The sequence below is a fragment of the Paucibacter sp. JuS9 genome, assembly GCF_044043925.2.
Classification (GTDB): domain Bacteria; phylum Pseudomonadota; class Gammaproteobacteria; order Burkholderiales; family Burkholderiaceae_C; genus JAUASW01.
The window spans coordinates 647,272-664,935 of the sequence record NZ_CP194172.1; the positions used below are offsets into that span (position 1 = coordinate 647,272).

General features: G+C 67.4%; 19 protein-coding genes and 1 pseudogene. All 20 read right to left on the reverse strand.

Features of this window, described 5'->3' with window-relative positions; all coding sequences use genetic code 11:
• Positions 1-8: 8 nt before the first annotated feature.
• The gene (locus tag ABT392_RS02760) at positions 9-1,244 is read right to left on the reverse strand and encodes a beta-ketoacyl-ACP synthase (protein WP_395386693.1); all 1,236 of its coding nucleotides are present in this window, start codon (positions 1,242-1,244) and stop codon (positions 9-11) included.
• The gene (locus tag ABT392_RS02765) at positions 1,241-1,966 is read right to left on the reverse strand and encodes a 3-ketoacyl-ACP reductase FabG2 (RefSeq protein WP_395386692.1); all 726 of its coding nucleotides are present in this window, start codon (positions 1,964-1,966) and stop codon (positions 1,241-1,243) included. The genes ABT392_RS02760 and ABT392_RS02765 overlap by 4 nt, the downstream gene beginning before the upstream one ends.
• On the reverse strand, positions 1,963-2,418 hold the full coding sequence (locus ABT392_RS02770; RefSeq protein WP_395386691.1) for a hotdog family protein: 456 nt from the start codon (positions 2,416-2,418) through the stop codon (positions 1,963-1,965). The genes ABT392_RS02765 and ABT392_RS02770 overlap by 4 nt, the downstream gene beginning before the upstream one ends.
• Positions 2,411-3,583 (reverse strand): beta-ketoacyl-ACP synthase, encoded by a 1,173-nt coding sequence (locus tag ABT392_RS02775; RefSeq protein WP_395386690.1) that lies wholly within the window; start codon positions 3,581-3,583, stop codon positions 2,411-2,413. Before ABT392_RS02775 ends, ABT392_RS02770 begins: the two co-directional genes overlap by 8 nt.
• Entirely contained in the window at positions 3,580-4,140 is a 561-nt protein-coding gene (locus ABT392_RS02780) for a DUF3261 domain-containing protein (RefSeq protein ID WP_395386689.1), read from the reverse strand. The genes ABT392_RS02775 and ABT392_RS02780 overlap by 4 nt, the downstream gene beginning before the upstream one ends.
• A complete protein-coding gene (locus tag ABT392_RS02785; RefSeq protein ID WP_395386688.1) occupies positions 4,137-5,213 on the reverse strand; it encodes a class I SAM-dependent methyltransferase in 1,077 nt (358 codons plus the stop codon). The genes ABT392_RS02780 and ABT392_RS02785 overlap by 4 nt, the downstream gene beginning before the upstream one ends.
• The gene (locus tag ABT392_RS02790; protein ID WP_395386687.1) at positions 5,206-7,530 is read right to left on the reverse strand and encodes an MMPL family transporter; all 2,325 of its coding nucleotides are present in this window, start codon (positions 7,528-7,530) and stop codon (positions 5,206-5,208) included. Before ABT392_RS02790 ends, ABT392_RS02785 begins: the two co-directional genes overlap by 8 nt.
• On the reverse strand, positions 7,527-8,141 hold the full coding sequence (locus tag ABT392_RS02795) for an outer membrane lipoprotein carrier protein LolA (protein WP_395386686.1): 615 nt from the start codon (positions 8,139-8,141) through the stop codon (positions 7,527-7,529). Before ABT392_RS02795 ends, ABT392_RS02790 begins: the two co-directional genes overlap by 4 nt.
• Complete coding sequence (locus ABT392_RS02800; protein ID WP_395386685.1) at positions 8,138-8,554, reverse strand: acyl-CoA thioesterase; 417 nt, start codon at positions 8,552-8,554, stop codon at positions 8,138-8,140. The genes ABT392_RS02795 and ABT392_RS02800 overlap by 4 nt, the downstream gene beginning before the upstream one ends.
• Complete coding sequence (locus ABT392_RS02805; RefSeq protein ID WP_395386684.1) at positions 8,547-10,082, reverse strand: HAL/PAL/TAL family ammonia-lyase; 1,536 nt, start codon at positions 10,080-10,082, stop codon at positions 8,547-8,549. The genes ABT392_RS02800 and ABT392_RS02805 overlap by 8 nt, the downstream gene beginning before the upstream one ends.
• Positions 10,079-11,002, reverse strand: coding sequence for an LpxL/LpxP family acyltransferase (locus ABT392_RS02810; RefSeq protein ID WP_395386683.1), 924 nt, complete (start codon positions 11,000-11,002; stop codon positions 10,079-10,081). Before ABT392_RS02810 ends, ABT392_RS02805 begins: the two co-directional genes overlap by 4 nt.
• Entirely contained in the window at positions 10,999-11,730 is a 732-nt protein-coding gene (locus ABT392_RS02815; protein ID WP_395386682.1) for a glycosyltransferase family 2 protein, read from the reverse strand. Before ABT392_RS02815 ends, ABT392_RS02810 begins: the two co-directional genes overlap by 4 nt.
• On the reverse strand, positions 11,727-13,394 hold the full coding sequence (locus ABT392_RS02820) for an ApeI family dehydratase (RefSeq protein WP_395386681.1): 1,668 nt from the start codon (positions 13,392-13,394) through the stop codon (positions 11,727-11,729). Before ABT392_RS02820 ends, ABT392_RS02815 begins: the two co-directional genes overlap by 4 nt.
• Complete coding sequence (locus tag ABT392_RS02825; protein WP_395386680.1) at positions 13,391-13,945, reverse strand: COG4648 family protein; 555 nt, start codon at positions 13,943-13,945, stop codon at positions 13,391-13,393. Before ABT392_RS02825 ends, ABT392_RS02820 begins: the two co-directional genes overlap by 4 nt.
• A gap of 14 nt (positions 13,946-13,959) precedes the next feature.
• Complete coding sequence (locus tag ABT392_RS02830) at positions 13,960-14,238, reverse strand: acyl carrier protein (RefSeq protein ID WP_395386679.1); 279 nt, start codon at positions 14,236-14,238, stop codon at positions 13,960-13,962.
• Between the two features lie 20 nt (positions 14,239-14,258).
• Complete coding sequence (locus tag ABT392_RS02835) at positions 14,259-14,525, reverse strand: phosphopantetheine-binding protein (RefSeq protein ID WP_395386678.1); 267 nt, start codon at positions 14,523-14,525, stop codon at positions 14,259-14,261.
• Positions 14,470-15,327, reverse strand: a complete 858-nt coding sequence (locus tag ABT392_RS02840) for a lysophospholipid acyltransferase family protein (protein WP_395386677.1) — start codon at positions 15,325-15,327, stop codon at positions 14,470-14,472. The genes ABT392_RS02835 and ABT392_RS02840 overlap by 56 nt, the downstream gene beginning before the upstream one ends.
• Positions 15,320-16,045, reverse strand: a complete 726-nt coding sequence (locus ABT392_RS02845; RefSeq protein WP_395386676.1) for a beta-ketoacyl synthase chain length factor — start codon at positions 16,043-16,045, stop codon at positions 15,320-15,322. The genes ABT392_RS02840 and ABT392_RS02845 overlap by 8 nt, the downstream gene beginning before the upstream one ends.
• A gap of 107 nt (positions 16,046-16,152) precedes the next feature.
• Positions 16,153-16,842: a glutathione S-transferase family protein gene (locus ABT392_RS02850; protein WP_395386675.1), complete on the reverse strand. Its 690-nt coding sequence runs from the start codon at positions 16,840-16,842 to the stop codon at positions 16,153-16,155.
• A 75-nt stretch (positions 16,843-16,917) separates the two neighbouring features.
• A pseudogene (locus ABT392_RS02855) lies at positions 16,918-17,646 on the reverse strand (YoaK family protein); the annotation flags it as partial.
• Positions 17,647-17,664 lie beyond the last annotated feature (18 nt).

Sequence of the window (17,664 nt, forward strand, 5' to 3'; positions counted from 1 at the left end):
CTGGAAATTTAGAGTCGGCGCAGTATCAGCGATGTGTTGATGCCGCCGAAGGCGAAGTTGTTGCTCATCGCGTACTCGGTCTCGAGCTTGCGGCCACCGGTGCGCACGTAGTCGAGCTCGCCGCAGCGCGGGTCGACACGGCCGAGGTTGAGCGTCGGCGCGAACCAGCCCGCCTTCATCATCTCCAGCGTCATCCAGGCCTCCAGCGCGCCGCATGCTCCCAAGGTGTGGCCCATATAGCTCTTCAGCGAGGAGATGGCCACCTGGCTGCCGAACACCGAATGCGTGCCCTGGCTCTCGGCCACGTCGCCCTGGTCGGTGGACGTGCCGTGCGCATTGACGTAGGGGATCGCGCTGGCGGGCAGCTCGGCATCTTCCAGGGCGAGTTTCATGGCGCCGGCCATGGTCGTGGACTGTGGCTGGGTGACGTGCGTGCCGTCGCAGTTGGTGCCGTAGCCGACGATCTCGCCCAGCATCGTGGCGCCGCGCGCCTTGGCGTGCTCGTACTCTTCCAGCACGAAGGTGCAGGCGCCTTCGCCCAGCACCAGGCCATCGCGATCCGCGTCGAAGGGGCGCGGCGTCAGGCGCGGCTGGTTGTTGTACTTCGTGCTGGTGGCAAACAGCGTGTCGAACACCGCGGCCTGCGTCGCATCCAGCTCCTCCGCGCCGCCGCCCAGCATGGCGACCTGCTTGCCGCTGGCCACGGCTTCGTAGGCATAGCCCAGGCCCTGGCTGCCAGAAGTGCAGGCGCTGCTGGTGGTGATGATGCGGCCGGTGATGCCGAAGAACACGGCGATGTTGACCGTCGCCGTGTGCGACATCATTTTCACGTAGGTGTTGGCGTTGATGCCTTCTATGCTCTTGGCGCTCATCATGCGGCCGAAGTCGCCGACGGCACTGGGCGTGCCGCTGGAGCTGCCAAAGCTCACGCCCAGCTTGCCGCTGCTGACGAGCGGGTCGCCGATGAGGCCCGCCTGCTCCAGCGCCAGCTCGGCCGAGCGCGTGGCCATCTGCGCCACGCGACCCATGCTGCGCATGCTCTTGCGGTTGTAGCGGTCGCTGGGCAGCTCGAATGGCGCGCAGGGCACGCCGACCTGAGTGTTCAGGCCTTCGTAGGCAGCCCAGTCCTGCATGACCTGGACCTTGTTGCTCTCGGCGCGCAGGCTGTCCATCACGGTGTCCATGTCATGACCCAGCGGCGACAGCGCGCCAATGCCGGTGATCACGACTCTCTTCTTGTTCATCCCACCATCCCTCCATTCACAGAGATCACCTGTCGCGTGATGTAGGCCGCATCCGGCCCCATCAGAAATGCGACCAGCGCGGCCACCTCTTCGGGCCGTCCCACGCGCTTGGCGGGGATTATCTTCAATGCCTCCTCGACCAGTCCGGCATCGATCATGTCGGTCTCGATCAGGCCGGGCGCCACGCAGTTGACGGTGATCTTGCGGCTGGCCAGCTCCACTGCCAGCGCCTTGGTCGCGCCGATGATGCCGGCCTTGGCCGCGCTGTAGTTGACCTGGCCGCGGTTGCCCATGATCCCCGACACCGAAGCCAGCGTGACGATGCGGCCCGCTGCCTTGCGGCGCACCAGCGGCATGGTCAGCGGCTGCAGCACGTTGTAGAAGGCATCGAGATTGGTGTGGATGACGGCATCCCAGTCCTCGCCGCTGAGCGCCGGGAAGGCGCCATCTCGGGCAATGCCGGCATTGCAGACCACACCGTAGTAGCAGCCGTGCGCTTCCACATCCGCCAGCAGTGCGGCGGCCGCGGCTTCGCGGTCCGACACATCGAACTGCAGCAGGCGAGCCGAACGCCCCAGGGCCTGGATCTCGGCCGCAACGGCCAGTGCCTGCTCGCGTTCCTGGCGGCAGTGAAGAACCAGGTCATAGCCGTCTCGGGCCAGGCGCAGCGCAATCGCGCGCCCGATACCCCGGCTGGAACCGGTGACGAGCACCGTTGTCATGCATTCTCTCCATTCAGAAATGCGCTCGGGTCTTCAGGCCCGAACACGTTCAGTTGTGCGCTGGCCAGCTCTTCGCCTTCGCTCAGGATGCGGCAGTCGAACTGGCCAATGCCGTTGTCGGCTTGGTAGCCGCGCTCGATGTCGACCTGCAGCCGCTGGCCGGCCGGGAAGCACGCGACATTGCAGCGGTAGCGACGCGTGCCCAGCAGCAGGCCGATGCGCGGCTCGCTGCCCTGCTGGCGCGCCTGCCAGCCGGCCCAGGCAGCAACGGCCTGCGCCATGTACTCCAGGCCCACCCATGCGCCCACGCCGCCGTCATGGCTGAACAGGCCGTGCGCGGGCACCACGACCTCGGCGCTCAGGCGCTCGCCGGCAGCGGCGATCACGCGGTCGAGCAGGCACATGGAACCGCTGTGCGGCACAAGCTCGTTGATCGGCGGGAACTCAGACATGACTCAAGACCAGCGACGCGTTGTTGCCGCCAAAGGCGAAGGAATTGCTCATCACATGGCGCGGCGACCTGGCCAGGCGCTGGCCCGGCGCGGCGAGCTGGATGGCCGGCAGGTCGGCGTCGCGCAGCCCATCGAAGTGGTGCACCGGCAGGCGTCCGTCGCCCACCACAGCCAGCCAGGCAATGACAGCCTCGATGGCGCCGGCGGCGCCGAGCGCATGGCCGGTCAGGGGCTTGGTGGACGAGCAGGGCAGGTCCAGGCCGAACAGTTCGGCCACCGCGCGGCTTTCCATCGCATCGTTTTGCGGTGTGGCGGTGCCGTGCAGGTTCAGGTAGCCGATGTCCGCTGGCGTCAGGTCGGCGCGCTGCAGGGCCTCGCGCATGGCGGCCAGTGCGCCGCGGCCGGCAGGTTCTGGCGCGGAAATATGGTGGGCGTCCGAGCTTTCGCCCCAGCCCGACAGGCGCACGGCGGAGGGCTTGCGGCTCAGCACGAAGAGTGCAGCGCCTTCGCCGATATTGATGCCAGCGCGCGAGGCGCTCATCGGGCGGCAACGCTGGGCGTCAACCGACTCCAGTGCCGTGAAGCCCGCGACCGTCATGCCGCACAGCGCATCCACGCCGCCGACGATGACCGCATCGCACAAGCCTGCCTTGAGCAGGCGCGCGCCGCTGGCCAGGGCCTTGGCGCCGGAAGAGCAGGCGGTGGAGACCACATAGCGGGGGCCGCCAAGCCCCAGCAATTGCGCCAGCATCATTGCCGGCGAGCCCAGCTCCTGCTGCTCGACATGAAAGCCTGTTGGCAGGCCGCCATCGCGGGCGAGCGCCGCAATGGCGGCTTCGCCCTCCGCCACGCCCGATGTGCTGGTGCCGAGCACGACGCCCACACGACTTGCGCCGTGGCTGGCAATGGCGACATCGACCTGCGCGCGGATTTGTTCCAGTGCCGCCAGCAGCAGCGCGTTGTTGCGGCTGCGTTGCGCCAGCGGCAGATGCGCGACCGAAGGCAAGGGCTTTGTCACCGCGCCAAGGTGCAGCGGATGGCCGGGCCAAACGGCATCGTTCATCGCCACGCCCGATGGCTCACTGGCGAACACGGCTTCGCGCAAGGCCGCCAGATCATGGCCGGCCGCGCAGACGATGCCCGGCGTAGACAGGAAGAAACTCACGCGCCCTCCTGCGCTTGCGACTCGATCAGCAACTGATAGCCCTCTGTCGAATTGGTGATTTCGACGATGTTGGCGTCCAGGCGCCGGATGACCAGCCGGGCTTGCCCGAGTTGCTGCAGCTCCTGCCCTGCGGCGGTCTGCACCCAAGCCCAGCCACCGGGCAGGGCGGCGCGCACCGCGTCTGCGGGCCAATAGGTCAGACAGAGGTCGCGCAGCATGCGCTCGGCGTCGACCTCGCTCGGCAGCATCGCATGCCGCTGCACGATGAGCTCGATGCCATCCCACTTCATCAGCAGCACACGCTGGCCGAAGGCGAATGCAGCGAGCAGCAAGCCCGACGCATCGAGCTGCAACTGCACATCAACGCGCTGCGGCGGCTGATCGGCCATGTCCAGCCGCGTCACGGACAGTCGCTGGCTCAAGGCGAAGCGCGCACTGCCCAGGGCGGCCGGAGGCAGGCGCAGCGCCGGCAGCTTGCTGGGCGCTGGTGGCTTGGCCGCGCAGGCGCTCAGGAGCGCGGTGAGCAGCAGCAGGCGGCGACTCATCGAGGTCGTCATGCGCGGGCAAACCTCAGGAGGCTGTGGCAATAGCCGATGCCGTCGCGCACCGTCAGCAGCCGCAGGCCGGCCGCCTCGGCTAGGCGGATGTAGTCGGTGCTTTCGTAGATCTTGCTGTTGCCGCTGGCCATGGCGGTGAAATAGGGCGAGGTATTGATGAGGCAGAACGCTGCAATGTCGTAGCGCTGGCGATCCCAGAAGGTGTCCAGCACCAGCACCTGGCCGTTCTCGGTGAGACTCGCGGCCACGCGCTGGAAGATGCTGGCGATCTCGGCTTCGCCAAAGCAGCTGAGGAACTGGCTCATCCAGACGAGGTCCATGCCGTCTGGCAACGCAGCAGCCGGCTCCAGCAGATTGCAGGGGTGCAACTCGGCACGTTTGTGCAGGCCGGCAGCGCTGAGGTTCTTTTCAGCCACGGCCAGCTGCTGTGGCAGGTCCACCAGATGGAGTTCGACCCGCTGGTCATGCGCCAGCGCGGCCAGGCTGAACTTGCCGGTGTTGGCGCCGATGTCCATCAACCGGCGTGGCGCTGTAGCGAAGACGTCGGGCAGGATGGAAGGGAACGAGGTGTCCGAATAATGGTGGTCGAAGGCAAACCAGCTCGAGCGCGCCGGCTCAGGCAATTCGGACAGCACCGGATAGATGCTGGCCCAGTCGCCCAGGTGCGCGAGCCCCAGGGGCTTGCCGGCATCGAGCGAGCGCTCCAGCTCGAACAGGCCCTGGTAGCAGACGTCGTGAATGAAATCGAAGTTGATCTGCGTGATGTCGTCCGAGACCATGCAGAAGCCGACCTTGTCGAGCTGCCAGCGGCCGCCTTCGAGCAGCACCACGCCGGCCGACAGGCAGGACTCCAGCACCAGCTTCAAGGCATAGCGGCTCCAGCGGCCGGTGGCTTCCAGCTTGTCCAGCGTGAGGCCTTGCGCCCCGGCCTCGGCCAGTGCTTGCAGCACGCCGCGCTTCCATGCGTAGTGCACGCAGTGGAAGACCACGGGTCCAAAGGCGATCTTCTGAGCCTCGAAGCGTGCATCAAAGGCCCGTTGCCCGGGTGGCGAGAATTTCTTGGTCTCAAGCATGGGGCATGAAGAGCGGTGTAAGCAGCCAGGCGAGGAAGACGCCGACAAGCAGCGTCAGGCCGAAGGCCTGAAGTGCGGGTGTACCAGACAGCGCCAGCAAGCCAAAGGACAGCAGCGTGGAGGCTGCAGCCAGCGTGACGGAGAGGAAGGGCCGGGTTTCGGTGCGGCCGGGTTGTTCGAGCAGGAAGATGCCGTAGTCCACTCCCAGGCCGAGCAGGATCAGCAGCGGCAGGATGTGGAACAGCTGCAAGACCTGACCGCCCATCGCCAGCAGGGCCATGGTCAGCACGCTGGCGAGCGCCGTGGGCGCCAGCGCGCGCCAGGCCGAGCGGCCGAAGCGCCAGGCCAGGGCAATCCAGGTCAGCACGAAACCCAGGGCCAGCACCGCGGTCATCAATTGCCGATAGCGCCCCAGCAGTTCGCTGACCTCGCCGACCTTGTCGACCCAGCTCACGCCATCGAGCTTCAGCGCAGCGAGTGCAGAGCGGGTCTGCGCCGTGTCGACGCCCTTCAGCAGGACGACACTGGTGAAGCCATCGCGCCCATTTCCGAGCTGCCCGAGCCGCCCAAGCCATTGGGCACGCACCGGCTCGCTGACCGGGCTGGCCAGCCAGGCTTGTGGATCGATCACGGCTTGCTGCACCGGGCTGGCAGCAAGCGGCTGCCCGAGCTTCTCGGCAAGCACCGGCCGCATCTCGCCGGCGCGGCGGGCCATCAGCGCCGCATCCTCGCGTTGGCGGCGCAGCGAAGGCAGCCAGTCGCTGACGGCCTGGGCGTCGACCTTCAGCGCTCGCAACTGCGTCGTCAGCGCTTCTTCGCGCTCCAGCAGTTGCTGCTCGCTCTCGCCCTGCACGACGAAGAACTGCGCCAGGCCAGGTGCCTGCATCAGCCGTGAGAATTCGCGCTGGTCGGCGACGAGAGAGGCGGGCGCCGATTGAAGCTGTCGGATGTCGTCGTCCACGCGCAGACGGCTGGCACCCCAGGCGACCACGACAGCGCTTGCCAGCAGCAAGACCGCGATGCCGCGACGACCCAGACTCGGCCACAGCGCGCGCCGCGAGCCCAGCCAGTGCGCGAAACGCGTAGGCTGCATGCGGCCCGAACCATCGAGCAGCGGGAACCACCAGAGCACCGTCACGAAGGCGGCAACCAGGCCCACTGCGGAGAACACCGCGATCTGGCGCAGTCCCGGGAAGGGCGGCAGCGCGAGCAGCGCATAGCCGATCACGGTCGTTGCCATCGCCAGGCTGACGACCGGAATCTGGCGTGTCAACATGGCCCAGCGTTCGCTGGCATGCAGGCCTTGGCGGGCGCTGAAGTAGTTGCTGCCGTAGTTCTCGGCCACGCCGAGCAGGCTGGCGCCGAACACCAGCGTCACCAGGTGCAGCTCACCGAAGACCAGCAGGCTGATCGAACTGGCAACGCCAAGCCCGACGACCATGGACAAGGCCACCAGCAGGCGCGGCCTGAGGGAGCGGAAGGCCAGCAGCGTCAGCGCCACGATGCCGACCAGCGACCCCAGGCCGATGGTGTGGATCTCGCGCTCGGCCTGCTCGGCGGCGGCCGCGGCGAACAGCGGGACGCCGGCAGCAGTGACCGATGCGCCCAGCACCTTCGCGGCTTGCGTGGCCGCCTCCAGCTTCGGTTGGAGGGCGCGCTGTGCGGCGATCTCGAAACCCGAGCCGGGCAGTTCGATCAGCACCAGGGCATGGTGGTGTTCGGGCGCGGCGGGGTCGGTCAGCATCAGCCGGCCATCCTGGATGCGCACGCGGCTCATGTGGGCGCGCTCGGCCAGCCATTGGCCGAAGAGGCCCAGGGGGTCGTCGGCCCAGGCGCCCACGCGCGGCCCGCCGACAGGTTGGTACAGCGCCGCCAAGGCCTGATCGGCCAGTTGCTCGGTGGCCGCAGAGGAAAGCTGCGCGCGAGCCTGCGAAGACAGCAGGCCAGCACGCGCCGGCGCATAGAAACTGAGCCAGGCGTTCTGATTGGCATCGTCCACGTGGTGGCGCGCCGGCACATCGCCCAATGCTTTCAGGAAGGCATCGGCCGCGAGGCCCGCCTGGGTTGCATCGCCGCCGCCAATCAGCACACTGATGCGGCGGGAGCCGGCATCGGCCAGGGCTTGCGTGGCCTGCGCGGCCAGGGGGCGCTGTTCGTCGCGCGGCAGCATGGCCAGCATATCGGTGACCGGGGCGCCCTTGTGCACGACCCAGTACCAGGCGTTGTGAGCCAGGCAGGCGAGAACCACGACCAGCCACAGGCCGGCGAGGCGTCGGGTCAGACGCTCCAGACGCAGTGGCTGGCCAGCGCTGCTCACTGGAACAGGCCCGGCTCCGGCGCGCCGTCGGTGCGCGGGTTGGCCAGCTGGATCAGGCTTTCGTCGCCATTGGCCTCAAAGAGCTGGATGCGGCGCACGAAACCGTCGCCTTCCAGCTCGACCTTCCTGAGCACTTGCTGGAGCGGCCCCTTCCTGGGCACCAGCACCAGCTGCCAGCCCTTGCCCTGGCTGCTGCCGGTGAGTTCGAACAGCTCGGCCAGGCCGCTGACATCGCCATTGAGCAGCGAGAACATCAGCGTCGTGATGAGGCGCACGGCCGGCTCCTTCGAGGCATCCAGGCGCATCGACGTCTGGCCGCCTTGGCTGGCGCGGATCTCGTTTTGCGTCAGTCGCAGTTCGCTGGCAAAGGGCTTCAGCGTGCGCCAGACCACGCCACGCCCGCGCGCGGCGATGAAGTTTCCGCTCGACACCAGGGGCTTGGCGAAGCCGGGCACCTTCTTGCTCTGCGTGAAGTCGCCGCGCAGCCATTCCGGCTGTTGCAGGCGCTCGCGCACCTCCTGCGCGAGGTCTGGCGCTGCGCTTGCCACTACTGGGATGGTGACGGGCAGAGGGGCGAGCAGCAGGCTGATCAGCAGTTCGCGGCGCTTCATGTCGGCTCCACGCCCAGCTTCTGCCACAGCACCGGCGGGCAGACGTATTCCATCTCGCGTGTGGCGATATTGAACGCCACCTGGATGGTGTGGGCCTTGTTGATCATCTTGCCGGTCTCGGCGTCGCGGATGACGTAGTCGACCTTGATGCGGTTCTCCCACTCGACGATCTCGGCGCGCACTATGGCGCGGCGGCCATAGGGCAGCATGTCCACGTACTTGAGCCGCATGTCGACGATGGGCCAGGCATAGCCCGACTCGCGCATCTGCGGATAGTCGTAGTCGAAGCGCGCCATCAGGGCATTGCGCGCCAGTTCCAGGTACTTGACGTAGTGCCCGTGCCAGACGATGTCCATCGGGTCCAGGTCATGGAAGGCCGGCGTGATTTCGATCTCGTGCCAGAGTTCAGGCATACAGCTCCCAGTCCTGCTTGCGGATTGCCTCCACGAGGCTGCGCAGTTCGCGGTCCAGCGCCCGATCTTCAACGATCAGCGGCAGCCGCTCGGCCAGTTCGCCCTGCATCGCGGCCAAGGCAGGCGTCAATGCCATCGCTTCCTGGCGATCGCGCAGAGCCAGGCCCTGGCGTGCAGCAATCAGCATGCCCGCGGCCACCTGCTCGGTCAGGTCCAGCACGCGCAGCGCATCGCGGGCGGCGATTGTGCCCATGCTGACCTTGTCCTGGTTGTGGCACTCGGTGGAGCGACTGAAGACCGAGGCCGGCATGGTGCCCTTGAGTGCTTCGGCCGTCCAGGCCGAAACGCTGATCTGCAATGCCTTGAGGCCATGGTTGATGGGCGCGCGTTCGCCGCTGGCGCCGGAGAGATTCGCCGGCAGGCCATGGTTGTAGCGTGCGTCGACCAGCAGCGCGAGCTGGCGGTCCAGCAGGTCGGCCACATTGGCCACGGCAGTCTTGAGCGTGTCCATCGCCATGGCGATATGGCCGCCGTAGAAGTGGCCGCCATGCAGCACGCGCTCCTCGACCGGGTCGATCAGCGGGTTGTCGTTGGCACTGTTGAGCTCGTTCTCGATCAGTGTGCGCAGCCAGGGCAGGGCGTCTTCCAGCACGCCGATGACGTGCGGTGCGCAGCGCAGCGAGTAGCGGTCTTGCAGGCGGTGCTCGTTGCGCGAGGGACGGTCGCTGGCGAGGTCTTCACGCAGCCGCTCGGCCACGCGCTGCTGGCCGGCATGGGGCTTGGCGGCGAACAGGGTCTCGTCGAAGTGATGGGCGTTGCCGGCGCTGGCCAGCACGTTCATCGCGGTGATGCGCGTGGCCAGGCGGGCCAGGTAATCGGCGCGTGCGAAGGCCAGGCAGGCCAGGCCCGTCATCACGGCCGTGCCGTTCATGATCGCCAGACCTTCCTTCGGGCGCAGCCGCAGCGGCGCAACGCCTGCGGCACGCAGGGCTTGCGCTGCCGGCAGCGCTTCGCCATTCACGCGGACCTCGCGCTCGCCGCACAGCACAGCGGCGAGATAGGACAAGGGCGTGAGGTCGCCGCTGGCACCGACCGATCCTTCGCTGGGAATCAGCGGCAGGATGTCGTGTTTCAGCAGGGTTTCGATCTGGCGCAGGAGGTCGATGCTGACGCCCGAGAGACCTTGGCACAGCGATGCCAGGCGCGCGCCGAGCACGGCACGGGTCTGTTCAGGGCTCAACAAGGCGCCGGCGCCGATGCCGTGATAGGTGTAGAGATGGTGGGGCAGCTCAGGCACCAGTGAGGGCGGCACGGCCACGGTGCAGGAGTCGCCATAGCCCGTGGTGACGCCATAGATGACGCCATCTTCCGCCAGCAGGCGTGCGACGAAATCGGCACCGGCCTGGATGCGGGCCTGGAACCCGGGTGCGCTGCTCAGTTGCGCATCGGCCTGGCGATGGGCCAGCGAGACGATGTCCTCGATGCGGAGGCGTTGGCCGTCGAAGACGATGGGCATTGGGCTTGTCATGCGCGGGGCTGTTCCCAGAAAGCGTAGAAATTGAACCAGTCATGCGGTGAACGATGCAGACGGTCGGCGAGCGCATCGGCGAAGCGCAGTGCCTGCTCCGTCAGCGCCTCCTCGCGGGCGCGGCGGGGCAGCTTGACCTGCTCGGCCAGCAACTCGAACTCCAGCGCATAGCCGCTGCCTTCATGCAGGCAGAGCATCACGTAGAGCGGGCAGCCGAGCAGGGCGGCGATCAGGTAGGGACCGACCGGAAATGACGCGTCGCTGCCGAGGAAGGGAATGCGCACGGTCTTGCTGCCGCGCACCGGCACGCGGTCCCCTGCGATGGCCAGGAACTCGCCAGCCGCCACGCGTTCGGCGAGCTTGAGTGTCAGGCCCATGTCGAGCTCGCTGACTTCGATCAGCTCGACGCCGCGATGCGGGTTCAGCCGGGCCAGGATGCGATTGAAGCTTTCGGCATGCCGGGTGTGCACCAGCACATTGACCTTGAGATCCGGGGCCTGCTCTGCCAATGCCTGGCAAAGCTCCAGGCAGCCCGTGTGGGCCGTGACGAACACGGCGCCCTGGCCGCTGCGCGCCTGGGCCTGGATGGCCTCGCCGCCTCGTACCTTCACGCGAGCCAGTGGATAGCGGCCCGCCACGGCAAGCAGCTTGTCCAGCATCGTTTCTGCAAACAGCCGCACATGCGCCATGCCATCGCGCCAGCCGGAGTCTGGCTTCAAGCGGCGCAGATAGTCGAGGCTGTGCGCACGCAGCCCGGGCCGGGCCAGCCAGTAGACCGCCACGACTGGCCACAGCAGCAGACCCACGATCGTGCGGCCGAGCAGCCGGTGCAGGCCGAACATGAACCAGATGCCGGCAACGAAAGTGGATTCGCCCATGGCGGCCCAGTGCGTGGGCCGGGTCGCGCGCGTGCTGCTCATGCAGCCACCTTGCGCCACAGCAGCCGCGGTGAGCGCAGCAGCATGCCGAAGAAGAGCCGCGTGTGCATCGCCGTGATCAGCAGGTTGTCCTGCCATAGTCGGAAGTGCGAGACCCCGTCCTCGGGGTAGCGAACCCGTGTCGGCAGGTTGACCACGCGCATGCCCGACCAGAACAGGCGCACGGCGATCTCGGTGTCGAAATCCATGCGGCTGCCGATGTGCTGGCCGCGCATGCAGCGCAGCGTCGCGGCCAGTGGATAGATGCGGTAGCCGCACATCGAATCGCGGATCGCGAAGGACAGCGTGTTGATCCACACCCAGATGTGCGTGGCATAGCGGCCGTAGAGGCGGGCACTGGGGGCGCTGTCATCGTAGACGGGGCAGCCGCAGATCAGGCTTTGCGGCGTGTCGGCAGCGGCGGCTGCGAACTTGGGCACGTCGCCGGTGTCGTGCTGGCCGTCGGCGTCGATTTGCATCGCATGCGTCCAGCCGAGTTGTTCGGCCTGCAGCAGGCCGCTCATGACTGCTGCGCCCTTGCCCTGGTTCTGCGGTAGCCGCAGGAGGCTGACGTCGGCTTGCCGTGCCAGTTCATCCAGCACGGCGGCGCAACCGGCTTCGCTGGCGTCGTCCACCAGCAGGACCGGCAGCCCGTGAGAGCGCAGTGCCGCGACGACGCCTGCGACCGGGCCGCCGTGGTTGTAGACGGGGATGACGACGCCCAGCTTCATGGCGAGTTGAACAACATGCGGCCGCTGGAATAGGGGCCTGCGGCGTCATGGAAGCGGAACTCGAGCTTGCCCCGCGCCCAGCTCAGCGAGAGCGTGACCTGCCGGCCCGGCGCGATGACGCGCTGGAACTTCAGGGCCTCGCAGCCAGCGAACTCGCCCACGATGGCAAAACGCTCGCGGCCGAACAGCACGGCCCATTCGACCTGGCAGACGCCGGGCAGGACGGGGTGGCCAGTGAAGTGGCCGTCGAACTGCGGCAGCCCGGCATCGATGATCAGGCTCAGGTCCATGCCCGTCTCGGTGGCCTGGACGGCACGCAGCGCGGGGCGGCGCGGGTCGAACTCGGCGAGCAGGCGTGCCTGCGTGGACTTGCCCTGCGCATTGACTGGCAACTCGGGCAGGAAACGGAAGCGCCGCGGCAGGGCGACCCGCTCGACGACATCGGCCAGACTGGCGCGCAGCGCTTCAGCCAGCGCGCGCCGGCCTTGCTCGTCATGCAGCTGCCAGCCCGCATCGCTGGGCACGGCCACCACGCCCAATTGCTCGCGCGGCTCGGTCAATGGCACCAGGCGCAGGTCGGCCAGCAGCGGCGAGGCTCGCAACGCTGCCTCCACGGCGGTGAGCGAGACGCGCTTTTCGGCGATCTTGACGATGTTGTCGGCACGGCCGCGCAGCTCGAAACCGCCGTTGACAGCGGCGGCGCGGTCGGCGCTGGGCGTCCAGTTGGCGTCTTCAAGGTGCGGTGAGCGCAGCCACAGCCGCTGCTCCTCGATTCGCCATTCCACGCCGGGCAAGGCCTGCCAATGGGCGGGCGCACTGGGATTGCGCTGGCGCCAGGCGACGCCGCCGGTCTCGCTGCTGCCGTAGACCTCGATGGGCGCGCGCCCGAAAACACTCAGGCAATCGGGCACGGCGGCGTCGGGCAGCGGTGCGCCGGAGCTGAACACCTGCTTCACGCCATGGGCCTCGATGGCTGGCAAGCGGCTTAGGTGCGCTGGGCTGGCAATCAGGATGGCCTGACGGCCTGGCGGCGTCAGTTCGGCCAGGTCTTCCAGCAGCACCAGCGGTTGCGCCTGCAGCGGCCTGCCCGTTGCCAGCGGCCACAGCACGCGGAACAGCAGCCCATAGATGTGCTGGTGCGAAACGCTGCCCAGCACGACGGCATCAGAGGTCATGGCGCCGAAGGCCTGCTCCTGCGCGTCGATCTCGTCAAACAGCTGGCACAGCCGCTTGGGCAAGGCCTGGGGTTCGCCGGTCGAGCCGGAGGTGAAGACCACCAGCTGGCAGGCACTCGGGTCGAGCGCTGCCTGGGCCGGCCGGGCGGTGTCAGCGCACGCAATGGCGGAAATTTCGGTGGGCGAGGGCAGGTCGCTGGCGAGCGCATCCACCTGCGCGGCCAGCGCCTGCCGGCTGGCCGGCGTCAGGTCGCCTGGCAGCCAGGCCTGCTTGCCGCTTTGCCAGAGCCCGAACAGGGCCGCCGCGAAACGCAGGCTGTCCTGGAAGTAGAGGGCGAAGCGCTGGCCCGGATGCGCTGCAAAGGCCTCGTGCCAACGGCCCGCCTCGGCAAGGAAATCGATGCCTGCCACCGGCTCGCAACGGCGCCAGCCGACGACGGCCGGTGGCGGCAGCGTCAGCAGGGCAGACAGGCGCCGCGCTGGCGTCATGCCTGTGCCCGTTCATTGCGGGCACGCAGGGTGCGCCGCACGAGCCACTCGGCGCCCATCAGCGAGCCGATGAGCAGGTAGGCGATCAGGCCGTTGTAGAGCGCCCAGGCCTCTTCAGAAGCCCACAGCGCGGTGGCCAGCGCGATGCTGCCGTTCAAGGCGAAGAAGGCGCACCAGACCTGGGTGACGCGCCGCGTGTAGGCCTGGCCGCGAGCATCGAGATCGGGCTCCTGCAGGCGCGCGATGCGCTCGGCCACGCTCGGGCCGCGCACGAGGCTCAGGCCGAACACCGCGAGCAGCACGGCATTGACGAGGACGGGATAGAGCTTGAGCGGCAGGCTCGCATTGAGCAGTGCGGTACTGCCAGCCAGCAGCACGGCCGCCAGCGCCAGCCAGCGCGCCTGCACGAGCTGCGCGCCACCTGCCATCCAGCGCAGCGCAGCCAGCACCAGCAGCAGCAGGGCCAGGTAGCGGGGCTCGACACGCCCCAGGCTGAAATAGATGATGAGGGGATACGCTGCCGTCAGGGCCAGCACCGGGGCCCAGCGCATCGCTTGGCCCGGGGTCAGGCTGCCGCCGGGCTGCCGTCGATTTCGGCGCCAGCCTTCAGGAGGCCTTGCAATGCATCGATGACGTCTTGAATGGTGCGCACGGCCTTGAAGGCATCGGGCTGCAGGCGCTTCCCAACCAGGGGCTTGAGCTTCACGATCAGGTCGACGGCATCGATGCTGTCAATGTCGAGGTCGTCGTACAGCTTGGCCTGCGGCGAGACGCGATCAGCCTCGATGTCGAAGGTTTCGACAAGGATGTTGCGCAGGCTTTCGAAGATTTCTTGGTCAGTCATGGCCAGTCTCGCGATGGTGCTCAGGCGGCCAGCTTGCCGTGGCTGCTGACGAACTGCGCCAGCGCACGCACGCTGGCGAAATGCCGGCGGGTTTCTGCGGAGTCTGCGGCCATGCTCAGGCCATAGCGCTTCTGCAGCGCCAGGCCGAGTTCCAGCGCGTCGATGGAATCCAGGCCCAGGCCTTCGACGAACAAGGCCTGCTCGGCATCGATGTCCTCGGGCTTGATGTCCTCAAGTTGGAGAACCGATATCAACAGTTCCTTGATCTCTTGTTCCAGCGCTTGCATGACTCCCCTTCGTAACTGTTCTTGGTGGCGTTGTGGTTTCAGAGAAAAACCGGACCAGGCGCTCTGTCAACTGCCTCGCGGCCCGGCCGTGCTCGCCGCCAGCGGCTTGCAAGGTGGGTGCGGACGTCAGATCGTCGCCGACCTCGATAGTGAACCGCAACGGAGTTTTTGCAACCGTCCACCAGGGCTGCCCCTTGTAAAGACCCAGCGGTTCGCAGCAGATGCGCACCGGGGTGATATCGAATCCGCCGCGCAAGGCGATCTGGGCCGCTCCGCGCTGCATCTTCATGACCTGCCCTGGCCGCGTCCGGGTGCCTTCCGGAAAGATGATCAGGTTGCTGCCCGTCGCCAGGGCGTCGGTGCAGGCCAGCAACAAATCAGCGCCGGCATTATTGCAGATGTAGCCCGTGGCACGGACCGGCCCCCGGGTGCAGGGATGGCTGGCCAGCCCCGACTTGACGACACAGCTGGCGTTGGGAATCAGGCTGATCAGGAAGGCAACGTCGATCAGCGTCGGATGGTTGGCCAGCACGAGCAGGCCGCGGCGTTGCAGCTTTTCGACGCCGTGGACTTCATAGCGGATCAGGCCCAGCAGGCGCATCCAGCCGATGAAGAGGCGGAACACGGCTTGCACCACCGTGCGCGCGGCCTGCTGGCGCCGGATGGCACTGCGGTACAGCAGCGCTTGCAGGGGAAAAACGATCAGCCACAGGGAGAGCCCGCCGACGCCGAAGCAGGCGAACGACAGTGCCGTGGCAAAGATGCGCCAGAGGCGGCCCGGCACGAGAGACCACTCAGCCATGGCGGCTCCATTGCCAGCCGCCTGTCGGGCTGGCCTGACGCCACTGCGGCATCTCGCCCGCCAGGAAGCGCAAGGTTGCCAGGTCGGGTGGCAGCAGGTCGGGCTGATCCGGCAGCTCGCCGGCCAGGGCCTGGAGGCTCAGCCCCCGCTCGGCCGGTTCCAGCAAGGCGGCCCAGGCACGCAGGGGGCCGGGATGCTGTTCGAATGATTGATAGGGCTCGGGCAGCTCGGTTTCCACTGACACCACGAGCACCTGCGGCGCACCGTCGGCCAGCAGGCCGATGGCCTCGCAGACGCCGGCTGCAGCGCTGGCAGGGCCGGCTGAAACGGCCGCGTAGTTCGCGGTGTCGCCGCGAGCGATGGAGTAGACCGCACTGCTGGCGTTGTGCACCGACAGGCTGAACGCCGTGGGCGAAAGCGGCTCACCCGCCTGCAGCTGGCGCAGCAAGGCGACCGAGCGCAGGATCTCGCCCCAGCGCGAAGCGAATACCACGGGCCCGGTGGGCGCTTCGCCCTGGGCCCACCAGGCCACTTGCAATGCGGCGCGGCCCAATGGGTCGATGCGGCGGCGCGTCATCGCCGGCACCTCGGCCAGTGGAGCTACGGCTTCAGCCGCTGGCAGAGGCCAGGCCGGCGCTGCCAGCCAGGTGTTCCAGGCTTCCTGCGTTTGCAGGCCGGGCGCCCAGGCGGCCCAGCGGCGAACTCGGAAATCGGTCATTGAAAGTCAGGTGGCCTAGGTCAGGGAAGGCGCGGATTATCGATCTGCCCAGGCCGGACTTTGGGCAGGGATGTACCCGGGACCACCATTTGGGGGATGGACCGCCCTTAAGCCTGCGCCGGATCGAAGAAGCGCCGGGCCAGGCCGCTGCGGCCGGGGTAGTACTTGAAGAAGGGTCGCGCCTGGTCGACGGTGAGCGCGACAGAGGGGTGAGCCATCAATCGCTCGAAATAGGCCATGAGGTGAACATGCGCCGCCGGCAGGGGCACATAGGTCGCGGCATAGAACAGGGCGGGTGCAGCAGCGCAATCGGCCATGCTGAACGCATCGCCGCAGGCCCAGGTGCGGCCTTCGAGATGGCGGTTGATGAAGCTGTAGGCCGAGGAAATGCGCTCACGGGCCTGTGCCACGCCCTGCGCATCGCGGCCACCTTCAGACCGCAGGAGGTCGGCCGTCAAGGCCTGCATGGGCGTCATCACTTCCAGGTCGAAGATCCGGTCCCACAAACGCACTTCCAAGGCCGCTTCGGGCTCATCGGGAATGAGCTTGCGGCCGGGGTGCGCATGGTGCTGCTGCAGGTACTCGATCATGATGCTCGACTCGGGCACCTGCCTCTGCCCGTCCACCAGCAGCGGCATCTTGCCGGTGGGCCACAAAGCCAGATATGCCGCCCGCTCCTGTGGGTCGCCCAAGTTGAGGAGCTTTTTCTCCACCTCGATGCCCAGGACATCGATGGCGATGAGCACCTTGTGGCAGTAGGAGGAGAGCGGGTGGTAATGCAGGGTGAGCGTGGCCATGAGCTTCCCGGTACTTCCCGGTACTTTCTCGATCTGGAATGCAGGTGTTGGTCAGCTGCGGGTCTTCAGCGAAGCCAGGTCGTCCATCGCTGGAACACTCGCCACGAGCACCAGAAGCAAGGCGAGGGGCACCGTGGCGATGTAGCCCAGATGCTTGAAGCCCCAGGCGCCCATGATGGCGCCGAAGCAGAAGAAGGCCACCAGCGCACCCAGCACGCGCAGCCGGGTTCGATTGGCGCGCACTGCAGGCAATGCGCTATCGATGTTGCGGTTCCAGTAGATCAGCTTGCCGATCTCGATGCCGATGTCCGTGACCATGCCGGTCAAGTGGGTGGTGCGGACATCGGCTTGCGAGATCTTGGTGATCACCGCGTTCTGCAGGCCCATGATGAAGCACAGCAGCATCACGGTTGCCGGTACAAACAGACCTTGCATCTGCGACAGCTGAGCGCCCAGCAAGCCGAAGCCGAGCAGCAGGCCGGACTCGAGCAGCAGCGGCATCGCGTACTCGCTGTGCAGCTGCCGCCGGCGGGCGAAGTTGATCATGACGGCCGAACAGGCGGCACCCAGCACGAAGCTCAGCAGGGCGCCAATGCCACCCAGCACCAGATTGAGGTTGCCCAGCACCAGGTCATCCGCCATGGCAGACACGATGCCCGTCATGTGGGAGGTGTACTGCTTGACGGCCAGGAAGCCGCCCGCATTCGCTGCGCCTGCCACGAAGGCAAGCACGCAGCCCAGCTGCTGGTTGGCAGCGGCGCTGCGGTCGCGGCCGGTGAGCCGGCGTGCATAGTGGACAGGCATGGACGGATTGTGGTGCCT

Bases quoted from the DNA above. Each gene is read 5' to 3' on its own strand.
- ABT392_RS02760 (WP_395386693.1), bottom strand. From the start codon at position 1,244: ATGAACAAGAAGAGAGTCGTGATCACCGGCATTGGCGCGCTGTCGCCG.
- ABT392_RS02765 (WP_395386692.1), bottom strand. From the start codon at position 1,966: ATGACAACGGTGCTCGTCACCGGTTCCAGCCGGGGTATCGGGCGCGCG.
- ABT392_RS02770 (WP_395386691.1), bottom strand. From the start codon at position 2,418: ATGTCTGAGTTCCCGCCGATCAACGAGCTTGTGCCGCACAGCGGTTCC.
- ABT392_RS02780 (WP_395386689.1), bottom strand. From the start codon at position 4,140: ATGACGACCTCGATGAGTCGCCGCCTGCTGCTGCTCACCGCGCTCCTG.
- ABT392_RS02785 (WP_395386688.1), bottom strand. From the start codon at position 5,213: ATGCTTGAGACCAAGAAATTCTCGCCACCCGGGCAACGGGCCTTTGAT.
- ABT392_RS02795 (WP_395386686.1), bottom strand. From the start codon at position 8,141: ATGAAGCGCCGCGAACTGCTGATCAGCCTGCTGCTCGCCCCTCTGCCC.
- ABT392_RS02800 (WP_395386685.1), bottom strand. From the start codon at position 8,554: ATGCCTGAACTCTGGCACGAGATCGAAATCACGCCGGCCTTCCATGAC.
- ABT392_RS02805 (WP_395386684.1), bottom strand. From the start codon at position 10,082: ATGACAAGCCCAATGCCCATCGTCTTCGACGGCCAACGCCTCCGCATC.
- ABT392_RS02810 (WP_395386683.1), bottom strand. From the start codon at position 11,002: ATGAGCAGCACGCGCGCGACCCGGCCCACGCACTGGGCCGCCATGGGC.
- ABT392_RS02815 (WP_395386682.1), bottom strand. From the start codon at position 11,730: ATGAAGCTGGGCGTCGTCATCCCCGTCTACAACCACGGCGGCCCGGTC.
- ABT392_RS02820 (WP_395386681.1), bottom strand. From the start codon at position 13,394: ATGACGCCAGCGCGGCGCCTGTCTGCCCTGCTGACGCTGCCGCCACCG.
- ABT392_RS02825 (WP_395386680.1), bottom strand. From the start codon at position 13,945: ATGCGCTGGGCCCCGGTGCTGGCCCTGACGGCAGCGTATCCCCTCATC.
- ABT392_RS02830 (WP_395386679.1), bottom strand. From the start codon at position 14,238: ATGACTGACCAAGAAATCTTCGAAAGCCTGCGCAACATCCTTGTCGAA.
- ABT392_RS02835 (WP_395386678.1), bottom strand. From the start codon at position 14,525: ATGCAAGCGCTGGAACAAGAGATCAAGGAACTGTTGATATCGGTTCTC.
- ABT392_RS02840 (WP_395386677.1), bottom strand. From the start codon at position 15,327: ATGGCTGAGTGGTCTCTCGTGCCGGGCCGCCTCTGGCGCATCTTTGCC.
- ABT392_RS02845 (WP_395386676.1), bottom strand. From the start codon at position 16,045: ATGACCGATTTCCGAGTTCGCCGCTGGGCCGCCTGGGCGCCCGGCCTG.
- ABT392_RS02850 (WP_395386675.1), bottom strand. From the start codon at position 16,842: ATGGCCACGCTCACCCTGCATTACCACCCGCTCTCCTCCTACTGCCAC.